At 60.5% G+C, this 13,526-nt stretch carries 14 protein-coding genes; 4 read left to right on the top strand and 10 right to left on the bottom strand.

What is annotated here, in order from left to right; translation table 11 throughout:
- Positions 1-10: 10 nt before the first annotated feature.
- The 8 genes from CK627_RS10450 to CK627_RS23185 form a co-directional block, all read right to left on the bottom strand.
- On the bottom strand, positions 11-214 hold the full coding sequence (locus CK627_RS10450; RefSeq protein WP_005303194.1) for a transcriptional initiation protein Tat: 204 nt from the start codon (positions 212-214) through the stop codon (positions 11-13).
- Positions 215-283: 69 nt separating this feature from the next.
- Positions 284-904 carry a TorD/DmsD family molecular chaperone gene (locus CK627_RS10445; protein WP_095592284.1) on the bottom strand — a complete coding sequence of 207 codons (621 nt, stop codon included), beginning with the start codon at positions 902-904 and terminating at the stop codon, positions 284-286.
- Between the two features lie 10 nt (positions 905-914).
- Positions 915-2,639, bottom strand: a complete 1,725-nt coding sequence (locus CK627_RS10440) for a 4Fe-4S dicluster domain-containing protein (RefSeq protein ID WP_095592283.1) — start codon at positions 2,637-2,639, stop codon at positions 915-917.
- A gap of 104 nt (positions 2,640-2,743) precedes the next feature.
- On the bottom strand, positions 2,744-3,346 hold the full coding sequence (locus CK627_RS10435) for a DUF3306 domain-containing protein (protein ID WP_095592282.1): 603 nt from the start codon (positions 3,344-3,346) through the stop codon (positions 2,744-2,746).
- Positions 3,339-3,929, bottom strand: coding sequence for a DUF3305 domain-containing protein (locus CK627_RS10430; RefSeq protein ID WP_095592281.1), 591 nt, complete (start codon positions 3,927-3,929; stop codon positions 3,339-3,341). Before CK627_RS10430 ends, CK627_RS10435 begins: the two co-directional genes overlap by 8 nt.
- Positions 3,930-4,113: 184 nt before the next feature.
- Complete coding sequence (locus CK627_RS22560) at positions 4,114-4,401, bottom strand: hypothetical protein (protein WP_157737170.1); 288 nt, start codon at positions 4,399-4,401, stop codon at positions 4,114-4,116.
- A 123-nt stretch (positions 4,402-4,524) separates the two neighbouring features.
- Positions 4,525-5,775 (bottom strand): P-loop NTPase fold protein, encoded by a 1,251-nt coding sequence (locus CK627_RS22555; protein ID WP_157737169.1) that lies wholly within the window; start codon positions 5,773-5,775, stop codon positions 4,525-4,527.
- A 36-nt stretch (positions 5,776-5,811) separates the two neighbouring features.
- Positions 5,812-5,958: a P-loop NTPase fold protein gene (locus tag CK627_RS23185; protein ID WP_157737168.1), complete on the bottom strand. Its 147-nt coding sequence runs from the start codon at positions 5,956-5,958 to the stop codon at positions 5,812-5,814.
- 258 nt (positions 5,959-6,216) lie between these two features.
- Here CK627_RS23185 and CK627_RS10420 point away from each other — a divergent pair, with 258 nt between their 5' ends.
- Together CK627_RS10420 and CK627_RS10415 are read left to right on the top strand one after the other, a co-directional pair.
- Complete coding sequence (locus tag CK627_RS10420) at positions 6,217-7,074, top strand: formate dehydrogenase accessory sulfurtransferase FdhD (protein WP_095592279.1); 858 nt, start codon at positions 6,217-6,219, stop codon at positions 7,072-7,074.
- A gap of 89 nt (positions 7,075-7,163) precedes the next feature.
- On the top strand, positions 7,164-8,030 hold the full coding sequence (locus CK627_RS10415) for a substrate-binding domain-containing protein (RefSeq protein ID WP_162519626.1): 867 nt from the start codon (positions 7,164-7,166) through the stop codon (positions 8,028-8,030).
- 140 nt (positions 8,031-8,170) lie between these two features.
- Here CK627_RS10415 and CK627_RS10410 read toward each other — a convergent pair whose 3' ends face one another.
- Both CK627_RS10410 and CK627_RS10405 read right to left on the bottom strand, forming a co-directional pair.
- Entirely contained in the window at positions 8,171-10,264 is a 2,094-nt protein-coding gene (locus tag CK627_RS10410; RefSeq protein ID WP_095592278.1) for a sensor histidine kinase, read from the bottom strand.
- 31 nt (positions 10,265-10,295) lie between these two features.
- Complete coding sequence (locus CK627_RS10405) at positions 10,296-11,651, bottom strand: sigma-54-dependent transcriptional regulator (protein WP_017785189.1); 1,356 nt, start codon at positions 11,649-11,651, stop codon at positions 10,296-10,298.
- Positions 11,652-11,899: 248 nt separating this feature from the next.
- Between CK627_RS10405 and CK627_RS10400 the strand changes: the two genes are divergently transcribed.
- Together CK627_RS10400 and CK627_RS10395 are read left to right on the top strand one after the other, a co-directional pair.
- A complete protein-coding gene (locus CK627_RS10400) occupies positions 11,900-12,742 on the top strand; it encodes an ABC transporter substrate-binding protein (RefSeq protein WP_095592277.1) in 843 nt (280 codons plus the stop codon).
- Positions 12,743-12,800: 58 nt separating this feature from the next.
- Entirely contained in the window at positions 12,801-13,502 is a 702-nt protein-coding gene (locus CK627_RS10395; RefSeq protein WP_016351543.1) for an ABC transporter permease, read from the top strand.
- Positions 13,503-13,526 lie beyond the last annotated feature (24 nt).

Below are 13,526 nucleotides of genomic sequence, written 5' to 3'. Positions count from 1 at the left end.
CTGAGCCGGCTCAGTCGGTGCCGCGCAGGGTGCGATAAAAGTCGTGAACGTGGGGGGTCTCCCGATAGCCCTTGTCGGGTTCGGTGTCGTGGGTCAGCACCTCCTTGCCCACCACCCGACCGGTGGCACCGGCCAGCACACCTATGGTGGCGACCACCCCCACCCCCTTGATCAGATTGCGGCGGGACGGGTCTTTCAGCTGTTCATCGCTCATCTTTCTGTGACCTCTGTTGTTATGGTCGGCTGCGGTGAGCCGGTTTTGCTATGAGTGGGTGGCGCAGCGTCATGGCAGCGTCACCACCGGGCTGCCAAAGGGCAGGCGCAGTTCCTGTTCCAGTTTGAAAAAGTCTTCGGCAAGGGCCCCGACCGCCCGGTAGAAGCTGCCCCCTTTCGCCTGTTGCTGATCGCGGCAGCAAGCGAGTACCCAGGGGGCAAGGTGGCGCTCATAGAAGCGGTTGCGATCCGGGTGCTGCTCGGCAATCAGTACCGCCATCACCTCACACAGGGCAGCCAGGTGATCTTCCGGCTCGCACACCCCGCTCTGGCGCTCGAAGCCCAGCGACTGCAGGTCGGCGCGCAGCACCGCCAGCGGCAGCTCCATCAGGGAGCCGGTGAGATACCAGGAGGCAAACGGCACTATCTCCCCGCGCCCCAGCCCGATAAAGAGCTCCTGATACTCCTCGGCAAGCTCATGCTCGTGGTGGCTGCTGGCCGCCAGCTGCACCAGCCCCAGCCCTCTGGCAAAGGGGCCCGGCATGGCCTGCAACCCTTGCAGCCAGGCGAGCTGTTCGCCACGGGGGGCGGCGCGCCAGAGGCTCGCCAGCAGGGCGTAGAGATCGGCGCTGCTCTGTTCCAGTTCGGTCATGGTCAGTTCGCCAGCCTTTTCGTTATGTTGTTCGCTCATCACTGCCCCCTCACACCTTGAGCTGGGAGACGGGATCCGCCGCCAGCGCCGCAAACACATCCTTGACCCGACAGTCCTCACACATCAGCAGCCGCTGGGCGGCCTCGTTCTGAAAGTGGGAGTGACCGGCCAGTTTTTGCTGGATGCGGCGGATAAGGGAGGCCGGTGCGAACGGCTTGGCGCAGCGAATGCAGCAGGCCGCCTCCTCGGCTTTGAGGCTCTGCACGGCGCGGCGCGCCTCGGGCACGGGTTGCAGGCGGGGCGTCAGCACGATGGCCTGCTCGGGGCACGCCTTTTCGCACATGCCGCACTGGATGCAATCCTGCTCGATAAAGTTGAGGCCGGGCGTGTGCCCCACCGCATGCAGAGCGCGACTGGGGCAGACCGCCACGCAGCCCATGCAGAGGGTGCAGTCAGCTTCTTTCAATTCAACGCTGCCGTAAGGGGCGCCATGGGGCACCGCCAGCGGCTCGCGGCGCCCCTCTTTGGCCTGCCAGAGGGCGTCGAAGGCGGCAAACAGGTTCTCCCGTTTGTCTCCTTTGAGTGGCTTGTCCAGCAGGGCAAGGGCTGTCTGGCCGGAAACAGGCTCACCAGCATCCGGGTTAAACAGGGCGATGCGATCGGCCGCAAGACCGGCGCCCGCCAAGAGCACGGCAGCGCTCGCCAGCTCCCGCTCAACCAGCGCACGGACGCTGGCGGGGGCATCGTTGCCCAGCGCGATGCGCACCGCACTGGCGCCATAGGCGAGAGCAGCAAACCAGCTCTCGATGCCCAGACTCGCGCTCTCCTCCACCCAGACTGGCAGCCAGTTGGCAGGCAGAGCAGTGAGTTCCGTTTCCACGCATTCGCGCTCGTTTTCACCGGCGATCAGCAGCTGGGGCGCGTCGCCCCCCGCCTCCCGGTAGTGCTTGAGCAGGCGAAAGAGGTAGTCGCCGCTGGTATTGGCATCGGGCTGGTGATAGGCAATCGCCCCGGTCGGACAGGCCGAGGCGCAGCTGCCAAAGCCCTGACAGAGATGGGGATCGATCTGGATGCGGCCATTGAAGGGCTTGAGCGCATCTGTCGGGCAGACATCGAGGCAGCGGCTGCAACCGGGCACGCCGCGGGCGGTAAAGGCGCAGGCCTCGGGGTCTAGGCGAAAATAGCGCGGCTTGTCGAAGATACCGGTCAGCGCACAAAGCTCGGCAAGCCGTTCGGCCAGGTCAGCGTCATCGGCAAGATGCAGATAGCCAACCGGCGGGCGCTCCAGCGCAAACAGCGGAGCGCGGCCCAGATCGGCCACCAGATCGAAACGCGGTTCGCTACCGACTGTCGCTTGTTGTGAAAAGCAGAGCGCAGCCAGAGAGATACGCTCACCCCGCCCGTTGAGGCCGGTGAGCTGGAACTGGCCTAGATACCCTGTCAGGCTCGGCTCGCGCAGGGTCAGGGCCGCGAGGGATGCGGTGGCATCAAAAATGGTTTCGAGATCGGCCGCCTCGGCATCGTGGACCGCTTCGCTCACCAGCAGGGTGGGCTTCACTCCGGCGGGCAGCAGGCTGGCGGCGCGGCGAATCCGATCTTCCGGGCCGACCAGCAGCAGGCGCCCCTGACTCTGGTAAGAGACAGTGGCCGGGATCAGGTTGTCGGTCTTGACCGTGTGCTGCAGGGCATGGGCGCGGGCACGTTCGTTGCGCGCGGCCACGCCATCGGCGGTCAGAGTTGCGACGGATGTTGTTATGGGTTGTTCGATGCTCACATGCACTCCTGTGCGCGCCACCTCGTGGGATGGCGTGCTTGTTGGTCAGCTGGGAGAGCAAGAGCCGAGCCAACTCCCCCAGGAAAAAAGTGACTGGCAGGGAGTCAGGATCCCAAATGCTCCATCTCCCCACCCTTGGTTGGGACATTTTGTCCATCGCGGTCAACCAAAATGTCCCGATCGTCGGTGTGGGTTTGAGAATGGTTATCAGCCAACCCTTGCGGCACGCTGGTTATGGCCGTGGCGGCCACAATCGCCGGTTCGGGTGCGGCAGCGGTTAAGTGAGGGGCTTCGTCATCCGGCGCCGTCTCCTGCTCCACCAGCCAGTTGCGCAGCCCGGCGCTCAGGGCTGCGGGCAGCAATTCGGGCTGGCTGAAATCCTGGGTGTAGTCGTCGAGCCCATCTGGCTTGTGAGTGCGAAACATGGCCCGCAGCGCCTCCTTGTCGGGGAGAGCCGGCTTCTCTGAAGGGGCCGTTTTGGGCTCTGCTCCGCGCGGCTTGGCCCCTTCGATGGGGAGCGGAACATCACTCCCCTTGTCAGTGCTGACTACGGGGCTATCCAGCGAGGTATCTGGAATTTCAGCTTCGCCACTGCCTTCTATGGGGGCGGCAACTGCCTCGGGGATAATCTCTTCCCTCGGCTGCAATGCCTGATGCTTGCGCGCCTCACTCTTGCGGGATGACCAGCGCTTGAGGAACTCACTCATGGCCGCTGTTTCCGGCCTTGTTTACAGCACAGTTTCCGGCGTCGCTGCCACGCTCGCGGCCATCGGGGCCGGTCGCTTTGATGGCGCCGCAACTGGCTTGATCTACCGTATCGACACCGAGCTGATCCTGCGCCCGTCCCTTGCCTTTTTTGCCCTTGCGACGGGCCTCCAGCAGCTCGCCGTGGCGGCCGATAAAGGCCTCCACCCAGGCTTGCAGCGCCTCGGGCAGCGGACAGGAGAGCACCTGCCGCTCGCCATCCATATAGGCGGCGGCCACGGTCTGACTCAGGGTGAGGCCATCGGCCACAAAGCCACTGTCCACGCGGCTTCCGGTGACACTTCCGGTAACAAAAAGGCGGGGCGAGCCGGAGCTCAGATTGAAGCGATAATCCCCCCGCTCATCGCGAAACAGGGTAAGGGGCAAGGCACCTGCAGCCTCGGGCTCGGCGGGATGGAGCGCCGCTATCTCGAAACGGCGGCTCTGCCAGCGGCCAACCTGGCTGTCGATGGCCTTTAACTCCAGTTGCAGCCAGCGCTGCGGGGAGAGGGGTTTGGTTGTCTCTTGCACTGTCACGGCTCCCATCAGAAGGTCTCTGCCGGGCCGCCCTCCCCCGTGAACCACCCAGTTCGAGGCAGATCAGAGCAGGAGATTTATGGCGGCCACGGCCATCAATGGGCTAAGACATAGCAAGAGTGGGGCCAAGGCGAATCAACAAGCTACATTTGGCAACACCATAACTTACAGTTTGGGATAATTCTAAATACGACTATTTTTCAAGATTGTTAATTGCTTGAGCAAGTGACTCCTCAACTAAAACACTAATTTTATAACCACTAAGTTTTCCGGAAAGCCCTTCTCTTTTCTTATTAAACAGAAAGAAAACCTGTTTTAACCAATCTAACTCTGACATCAACTCTCGATGAAAATCGAGAAAGGAATAGCGCTCATCAAACATATGCTTAATGTGCCTTATATTATTCCCTGTCAAGGATAAAACTCTATCAACAAACTCTCTAGGCTCAATAAACTGTAAGACAGGTATTTTATAATACATGTTTTCACTATTATTACTAAGTATTAGCCTTAATTTGAACAACTCTACATTATCACTAATTAAAGTTAGCAATTCATTTGCCACATTAGTAAGATTACGATTTTTAGACTCTTGAATTTTCTCTCATAAATACTGATCAAACTGTCTAAATTCATCAACATTACTCCCCACATAAGCTAGGCCATCCCAACCAGTATCATGATCATAATAACTTCTATCTTTAAGCTCATAAGGCAAAAGATTTGACTGAAATAAATAGTCTACATACGCCTTAAAGTAAGTTAATAAATCCCCCTTACTTCTATTGACAAGATTTATACTAGACAAATAAATGTATATACCCGCGAGATGTTTAACAATAAGATAATTTTCATATTTTTTACTATCCAAGTTATCCAATACTGTTTGTCTAAGATCCTCAAACTCAACATCAGTCAAATTAAGAAAATGCCATAATTTCCGCCAGTCCTCCATTACTATAATTTTGTAAAATTTATTTTCTTCTATTGATTTTTTCAATACATCTTGCTCTACCATTCCTTTTTCAAAAAAATCACTCCAAATAAAGCCCTCCATAATAAGGTCACTAAAATCTATAGTTTTATACTTTGAAGACAATATTGAGTATAGTGATTTGTCTTCATTAATGATGTCATCGAAAATACTCTCTTGAATTTTCGTCAACTGACTTATTTCATATTTAGCGCTTCGACTTTCAAATGAAAAGCATAGGAAAATTTTAAGCAACTCGACTTTCATGGCCACTTTATCAAATGAAGAGTCAGGTAGTACGTTATATATACGAGAGAAGTCCCAAAGAGCTTGCTTCAAATTCCTTAAGTTTTTACATCCGGAATCATGATAAATATTAACAATTTCACTACGACAATATTGATAGAATGATTTCAATGATTCAGGTGTCGCATCGATAAAAGCATCTAATGCCAGATCAATATCTGGCTCAATTTTGAAAGTTCTACATATAAGCTTTTCTTTTGTTCTTAAATAATGTTTATCATCATCTCCGCCACTTTTTATCTCGCTTTCATTCGCTATTAAAACAACCTTGTAACCATGATGCTCAATAAATTGATTGATATACCCAAGAAGGTCTCCAATATTTATAGAACACCTTTCAATGTCATCAAAAACCAATATATATCCGCTAGTGTTTTTTAAGTAGCTTGGCAAACCTAGACTGTCTAATGAAAGATTAGTGGCAGTTTCTTTGTCACCATTACCATCTAAATCCAGCTTTATTGTGGCTTTAAGCGTACTTTTCAATATTTTTGCTGTTATCTTCATTCCCCTTGAAGATAACACCGGATGCATTTGCTCAAAAAATGCGTCTTCTATTTCAGAAAAGTTGCTCATTCCATACAGACTTACATATAGATACTTACCTGAGCTTCACTTTAAATCATTCAGCGCCTTCTGAATAAACCAACTTTTACCAGCGCCCCACTCTCCATCGATAAGAATGGCATACTCGGGAGACTGCTCAAGATTAAAGTAATATTTAAGAAAATCATTAACATGCTTATTTTTCTCTATCATATAATTCTCTAAGGAAAACTATTTTCAATCATTCAGCTTGAAACAAAATTAGATTTAAAGCATCTATCCAGATGCCCAATGGTGCATCACTTCAGTCATGTATTACTACTGAATATTTAGTCCTTTTACAACTCTCTATAGTTCAGAACAACTTCCTGATTAACACATTTCTTTCATTGCGATTTTCGCGAAGATAGTCTGGAACAAAACTTGCTATATCCCTCTCCTTAGATCCCGGCAACCGGTCGCGAGGGGCCCATGACACCGACCTTTATCAAAAGCAATGCCGCAGCCCAGCTCACCATGGCCGTCGAGGTGATGGATGAGCAGGGCACGCTGCAAACCCGCCAAATCGCCTGTGAGCGGCCACTGACGGTCTACCTCAACTGGAAGGAGATCGTAACCCTGATGACGCTGGGGGCCCGCCCCGAGGCGCTGGTACTGGGTTATCTCAAAAATCAGGGCTTTATCGAGGATATTTCGGCCATCGAGTCGGTGATCGTCGACTGGGAGAGCGAGGCCGCCGCCGTGGTGAGCAGCCAGCAGGCCGCCGATCTCGACAAATCCTTGGAGAAGAAGACCGTCACCTCCGGCTGCGGTCAGGGCACCATGTATGGCAGCGTGATGAAGAAGCTCGAAGGGGTGGTCTTGGCCGCGCCTGAGCTTAAACAGAGCACCCTCTATGCCCTGCTCAAGGCGCTGTCGGCCCATAACGAAACCTACAAGATGGCCGGCGCCGTCCATGGCTGCGCCATCTGCCGCGGCGCCGAAATCCTCTCCTTTGTCGAGGATGTGGGGCGCCACAATGCGGTGGATACCCTGGCGGGCGAGCTCTGGATGCGCGGCGAGAGTGGCCACGACAAGATCTTCTACACCACCGGGCGGCTCACCTCGGAGATGGTGATCAAGGTGGCGCAGATGGGCATTCCTGTGCTGCTGTCGCGCTCCGGCGTCACCCAGATGGGGCTGGATCTCGCCCGCCAGCTCGGCATCACCATGATTGCCCGCGCCAAGGGGCGCCATTTCGAGGTATTCAGCGGCCACGACCATATCGTGCTGGACGAGAAGCCGCCGGTGCTGGCGCCCGGTTCGGCCGGTCGCGGAATGCGGGATTAAGCCATGAACGAGTTGATGAGTGCCCAGCAGATCGCGCTGTATCTCGATCAGACCAGACAGAGGGCCAAACGCAAGCCATGAACGAGTTTATGAATGTGAAGCAGGTGGCGGAGTACCTCGATCTCAACGAGAAGAAGGTCTACCAGCTCGCCAACGAGGCGCGCATCCCCGCCACCAAGGCGACCGGCAAGTGGCTGTTTCCGCGCTCCCTGCTCGACCGCTGGCTGCTCGGCAGCTGCCACGAGGGGGTGATGAACGACCGGCTGCTGCTGGCGGGCTCGGACGATGTGCTGCTGCACTACGCCAGCAGCCGTTTGGCCCAGCAGCTCGGCACCCAGGCACTGGTGGGCTACACCCCGTGCGGCACCCGCCAGGGGCTGGCGATGCTGGCGCGCGGCCATGTGGATCTGTGCGCCATCCACTGGGGGCAGGCCGAGGAGGCCCACCTGCGCCATCCGGCGCTGGTGCAGCAGTATCAGGGCCACCGGCAATGGGTGATCGTACATGGATTTAGACGGGTACAGGGGCTGGTGCTGCGCCAGGGGCTGCAACCCAAAGAGGCGAAAGAGGCGCTCGACTGGCGCTGGGCCATGCGCCAGGAGGGGGCCGGCAGCCAGCGCGCCCTGCAGGAGTGGCTGCAAACCCAGGGTGAGTCGCTGACCCGGCTGGAGCGCACTATCGAGGTCAACAGCGAGCGGGAGCTGGCCGCCGCCATCAGCCGCGGCGATGCGGACGTCGGGCCCGGTGCCCAGAGCACCGCCACCGAGTTCGGCCTCGACTTTATGCCGCTCTCCCAGGAGTGCTTCGATCTGGTGATGCCGCAGGGGGTCTTCTTTCGCACCCTGCTGCAACAGCTGATCGGCTGGCTGCAATCCCCCGAGGGGCGCGAGCTGGCAGCCCGCCTCGGCGGCTATGACCTGACCCAGAGCGGCAAGCTGGTGTGGAGTCCGCAGTAAGTATCCCCTCACATACCTGTAAAAAAGCCCGCCACTATTGGCGGGCTTTTTTGTGCCTCACTCTCAATTGCGACAGTCACATCCCTCCCCCTTGAGGACAATGCGCGCCCTTCAAGTTCGGCGGACTTTTTATGATGTCGTCATGACTGGGGCTCGACGCTTGCCTCACGCCCCTCGGCATTGAGGGCGATGCGCCACCCTTCCAGCCGGGCGCGCTCGCCGCCGCTGGCCAGCCGGGCGTGGCTGCGCAATCGGATGGTAAAGCAGCTGCCCTGGCCCGGGGTGGAGTCCACCAACAGCTCCCCTCCCCAGCGGCTGATGATGCGGTGGCTCAGGGCCAGCCCCAGCCCGGTGCCGGTGGCACGGGTGGTGAAGAAGGGGTCGAAGATCTTGTCGATGATGGCCGCCTCGATGCCGCTGCCGTTGTCGATGACCCGCACCTCGGCCCCCTGCAGGGCCCCGGCGTCATCCAGCCAGTCGCGGCTCTCGACCCGGATCTCCCCCTGCTCCCCCAACGCATGGCTGGCGTTGACCAAGAGGTTTATCAGCACCTGCAGCAGCTGCTGGCGATCCGCCTCGATGGGCTGCTGGGCTCTGAGATCGGCCACCAGGTTCACCTGCTGCTGACGCAGGGCGGAGCGCACCAGGGTCAGGCTCTCCTCGATGATGGGGGTGAGGTGCTGCCACACCGGCGCCGTCTCGTAGTCGCCGGGACGCGAGTATTGCAGCAGGCTGCGGGTGATGGCGCGAATGCGCTCGATCTGGGCCAGCACCAGCGCCAGCTCCTCGCTTACCGGCGCGGCCGCCTTCCCCAGCTCCAGCTTCATCAGCTCCACGTTGCCGAGGATCACCGCCAGCGGGTTGTTGATCTCGTGAGCCACCCCGGCGCAGAGCTCGCCGAGGGCCGCCAGCTTCTCGCTGATGAGCAGCTGCTGGCGGGCCTGGGTCAGCATATGGATGTGGTGCTCGAGCTCGGCGGTCTTCTGCTCAAGGCTCTGGGTACGCTCGACCACCTTCTGCTCCAGCTCGTCGGCGCTGCGGGCCAGCTGCTGGCGGTGCGCCGCCTGGCGGTCCAGCATGGCGTCGAACTGGCGGCCGAGCTGGGCCAGCTCGTGGTCGGGGTCGAGGTAGAGCTCGCCGATGCGGGCCGGCCGACCCGCCTGCACCTGGCGCACCACCTTGTGCATCCGCTCGATGGGGGTGAACAAGTCCCGCGCGCCGCGATAGACCAGCAGGCCCGAGAGCAGCAACAGCAGCACCACGCCGGAGCCCAGCTCCAGCAGATTGGTGAGGTAGGTGCGAACGATGGGCCACTCGAGAAAGCCGACGTAGAGCATGCCGATGCGCTCACCATTGGCGCCGAGCAGCGGCTCGTAACCCGACACATACCAGGCGTCGTGCACGAAGGCGCGGTCAATCCAGGGCTCGCCGCGGCCCAGCACCTGTTCGCGCACCGGCGCCGAGGCCCGGGTGCCCACCGCCCGCCCCAGCTGCTGGCTGCTGCTGGCGGGCACGTTGGTGCTCACCCGCAGATCGCCGAGAAACAGGGTGACGCTGCCGATGCTGCCGGCCGGCAGGGTGTTCTTGGCAAACACCTGGCCCTTGAGCTCGTCTACCAGCCGGGTGCTGCCGTTGATAAGCTCGCCCCCCTCCAGCACGCCCCAGAGGCTGCCGTCCCGCCCCATCACCGGGGTCAGCGAGAGGCTGATCAGACCGCGGGTCTCCTGCCCTGCGCCCGGCTCCAGCTCTTTGTCCAGCACGGCGCGGCTGGCCAGCGCCGGCGAGAGGGCCAGCAGCTGCTCCCGCGACCAGACCACGAAGTGGCTGACGCTGCGCCCGGCGGCGAGGGCCGCGCGATCCTGCGCTGGCAGCTGATCCAACTCGCTGCCGCTGCGCAGGCGCAAAAAGTCGAGGCCGTAGTTGGCGGCGAGCGGCATCACCCACTGGCGCAAGCGGGCGGGGGATTCGCGCAGCTGCAGCTGGAAGGCCCAGGCATCGCGCAGGTGCTCTAGGTGTTCGGCCTGGCGCTGCTGCTGCACGCTCACCGCGTGGTGGGCCACGCCAAGGTCGCTGCGCACCGTGGTGAGCAGGTTCTGCCAGCTGTAGGTGAGGGTCCAGTAGAGGGTGAGCCCTATCATGCCGGCCAGGGTCAGCATGATGGGCACCGAGGTGAGCAGCAGCAGACGCCAGCGTACCTTGGTTCTGAGCAACCCCGGGATCTGCGTCAGCCTCACGGCTCACTCCGGCGACAACGGGCGAGCCGGCTCATTCGATGGCCCACTCCTTGAACTTGCGCTCCAGGGTCTTGCGCGCCACCCCGAGCACCCGGGAGGCGGCCGACTTGTTGCCGTCAAAGCTCGCCACTACCTGCAGGATGTGAGCCTTCTCCACCTCGGCCAGCGCCCACTCCAGCGGATAGCCCTCCTCCCCCCGCGCCGACTCGGCCGGCTTGGCGCTCTGCCAATATTCGGCGGGCGGCTTGCCCAGCAGCAGGCAGCGCTCGATGAGGTTGCGCAGCTCGCGCACGTTGCCAGGCCAGGGGTAAGCCTGCATGGCAACTACGTCTTCATGGGTCCAGTGCAGGGCGCCCATACCCATCTCGGCGGTGAGCTGGCGGGTAAAGTGGTGCACCAGAGCGGGGATGTCGTCGATGCGCTCGCGCAGGGGAGCCACCGGCAGCGCCACCACGTTGAGGCGATAGAAGAGGTCTTCGCGAAACCGGCCCGCCTCCACCTCCGCCTTCAGGTTGCGGTTGGTGGCGGCGACGATGCGCACATCCACCGAAAGCTCCCGCTCGGCCCCCACCGGGCGGATGGCCTTTTGCTCCAGCGCCCGCAACAGGGAGGCCTGCATGGCAAGCGGCATCTCGCCGATCTCGTCCAGAAACAGGGTGCCCTGATGGGCGACCCGGAACAGGCCGTCGCGCCCCTTGCGGGCCCCGGTAAAGGCCCCCTGCACGTGGCCAAACAGCTCGCTTTCGAGCAGCTCGGGGGCGATGGAGGCGCAGTTGAGCGGCACGAAGGCCCCCATCCGGCCGGAGAGCTGGTGCAGGGCACGGGCCACCAGCTCCTTGCCGGTGCCGGACTCCCCTTCCACCAGCACGGCGGCGTTGGAGGGGGCGACCCGGGCGATCAGCGTCTTGAGCTCGCGGGTCCTGGCGCTGTCGCCGATCAGGGTGGGCGGGAACAGCTTGCTCACCTCCCGGCGCAGCAGCAGGTTTTCCCGCTCCATCTGGCGGCGCTCGATGACCCGGTCCACCGCCTGCACCATCTGATCCAGGTTGAAGGGCTTGAGAATGAAGTCGCTGGCGCCGAGCCGCAGCGCCTTGAGGGCGGTCTCCATGTCGCCGAAACCTGTCATGAAGATGATGTCGCTGCGCCGGGTGGCGGGATCGATGGCCTCGTGCCACTCGATGCCGGAGCGCCCCGGCAGGCGGATGTCGGCGATGATGAGATCAAAATGCAGACGGCAGCGCAGGGCTTCGGCCTCCTCCACGCTGGCGGCGGTTTCTATCTGGGCGAAGCGGCGGGCCAGCGCCTTGGCGAGAAAGCTGCGCATGCCGGGTTCGTCGTCGACGATGAGCAAGGAGAGGGCGGACCAGCGGCTGGCGGGTGCAGTCATGAAAAAAGTACCTCAGATTCGACAAGGTTCCGGGATTGTCCCACCGACCTTATAAACTGTGGGACATTTTGTCGCTAACCGGCCCCAAGTGCCAACTCCGTTTATTAAAAGCGACGCCGCCATCACGCAATTAGGATGCTTAACCGACTGTTTTCACATTAAAAACCGGGTCGAACAGGGCATGTGGCCAGCTTGGCACCCTGCTTGCTTAGTCCTGCCCTCTCTCCATCACCGGGTACCCTGACATCATGATCACAGCCACAGTGCGCAAACGCCTCGCTCTTGCCCTCTCCTCCGCCCTGCTGCTCAGCCTGCCGCTCTGGAGCGCCGCCAGCCATGCCGAGACCAGGGCGCCCATCCGCCTCGCCACCACCACCAGCACCGAACAGTCCGGCCTGCTGGGCTGGCTGCTGCCCCAGTTCACCAAGGAGACCGGTTATCCGGTGCAGGTGATGGCGGCCGGTACCGGCCAGAGCCTGAAGATGGGCGAGAACGGCGACGCGGATCTGGTGATGACCCACGCCCCCTCTGCCGAGAAGGCCTTCGTCGAGGCGGGCTTTGGCATCGAGCCTGAGCACCTGATGTACAACGACTTCGTCATCGTCGGCCCGGCGAAAGACCCGGCCGGTCTTGGCAAGCTGCACGACGCCGCCAAGGCGCTGGAGACCATCAAGGACAAGGGGCAGACCTTCATCTCCCGCGGGGACGAGTCCGGCACCCACATCAAGGAGAAGACCCTGTGGCAGGCGGCCGACGTCAAGCCCGAGTTCGCCGGCTACAAGTCCATCGGCCAGGGCATGGGGCCGACCCTGACCATGGCCTCGGAGCTGGGTGCCTACACCCTGACCGACCGTGGCACCTGGCTTGCCTACCAGAGCAAGCTGGATCTCGCCGTGCTGCTGGAGGGGGACAAGCGGTTGTTCAACCCCTATCAGGTGATCCTGGTCAACCCCAAGCGCTACCCGGATCTCAACACCGAAGGGGCCCGCACCCTGAAGAACTGGCTGGTCTCAAAGCACGGCCAGCAGCTTATCGGTGACTTCAAGGTGGCCGGCCAGCCGCTGTTCGTGGCCGACGCCAAGCCGCAGTGATGCCACGGCCGAGACTGCTCGAGATGCCCCTCGCCACCTTGGTTGACGGAGGCGCCCGGTGCCGACCCTGATCGAGACCACACTGGCGGCCCTGGCGCTGCTGTTCAGCGGTGACGCCGAACTGTGGCAGGTGGTGGGGGTCTCCTTCTCGGTATCGGGCCTCGCGCTCGGGCTGGTGCTGCTGCCGGCCCTGCTGCTCGGCTTCGCGCTGGCCTATCTGCCGATCCCGGCGCGCTGGCTCTGGCTCTCCTGCATCAATACCCTGCAATCGGTACCGACCGTGGTGATTGGCCTGTTGCTCTACATGCTGCTGTCGCGGGCCGGCCCCTTCGGCGACTGGAAGATGCTGTTCACCCAGCAGGCCATGGTGGTGGGGCAGATGCTGATCGCCTTTCCGGTGATCGCCACCATGGCCCACGCCGCGTTCGTGCAGAGCGACCGGCGCGCCTGGGAGACCGCCCGCACCCTGGGGCTCTCCTGGCCCAGGGCGCTGCTCGGGCTGATGCGCGAGTGCCGCTTCGGCCTGCTGGCGGCGGTGATCGGCGCCTTCAGCCGCATCGTCACCGAGGTGGGCTGCTCCATGATGGTGGGGGGCAACATTTTGCACTTCACCCGCAACATCCCCACCGCCATCGCGCTGGAGACCCAGAAAGGGGCCTTCACCCAGGGGGTGGCGCTCGGCATAGTGCTGCTCGCCCTGGCCCTGCTGCTCAACCTGTTGCTGACCGCATGCCGTGGTCACAGCTATCTGAAGAACTGACCATGCCCCCACCGTCCCTCCACC

This window comes from Aeromonas dhakensis (assembly GCF_002285935.1).
GTDB classification, from domain to species: Bacteria; Pseudomonadota; Gammaproteobacteria; order Enterobacterales; family Aeromonadaceae; genus Aeromonas; species Aeromonas dhakensis.
Note: the sequence above shows the minus strand (reverse complement) of the source record. Positions and strands in the feature narration are given on the sequence as shown.

Bases quoted from the DNA above. Each gene is read 5' to 3' on its own strand.
- CK627_RS10405 (WP_017785189.1), bottom strand. From the start codon at position 11,651: ATGACTGCACCCGCCAGCCGCTGGTCCGCCCTCTCCTTGCTCATCGTC.
- CK627_RS10450 (WP_005303194.1), bottom strand. From the start codon at position 214: ATGAGCGATGAACAGCTGAAAGACCCGTCCCGCCGCAATCTGATCAAG.
- CK627_RS10445 (WP_095592284.1), bottom strand. From the start codon at position 904: ATGAGCGAACAACATAACGAAAAGGCTGGCGAACTGACCATGACCGAA.
- CK627_RS10420 (WP_095592279.1), top strand. From the start codon at position 6,217: ATGACACCGACCTTTATCAAAAGCAATGCCGCAGCCCAGCTCACCATG.
- CK627_RS23185 (WP_157737168.1), bottom strand. From the start codon at position 5,958: ATGATAGAGAAAAATAAGCATGTTAATGATTTTCTTAAATATTACTTT.
- CK627_RS10400 (WP_095592277.1), top strand. From the start codon at position 11,900: ATGATCACAGCCACAGTGCGCAAACGCCTCGCTCTTGCCCTCTCCTCC.
- CK627_RS10435 (WP_095592282.1), bottom strand. From the start codon at position 3,346: ATGAGTGAGTTCCTCAAGCGCTGGTCATCCCGCAAGAGTGAGGCGCGC.
- CK627_RS22555 (WP_157737169.1), bottom strand. From the start codon at position 5,775: ATGAGCAACTTTTCTGAAATAGAAGACGCATTTTTTGAGCAAATGCAT.
- CK627_RS22560 (WP_157737170.1), bottom strand. From the start codon at position 4,401: ATGTATTATAAAATACCTGTCTTACAGTTTATTGAGCCTAGAGAGTTT.
- CK627_RS10415 (WP_162519626.1), top strand. From the start codon at position 7,164: ATGAATGTGAAGCAGGTGGCGGAGTACCTCGATCTCAACGAGAAGAAG.
- CK627_RS10430 (WP_095592281.1), bottom strand. From the start codon at position 3,929: ATGGGAGCCGTGACAGTGCAAGAGACAACCAAACCCCTCTCCCCGCAG.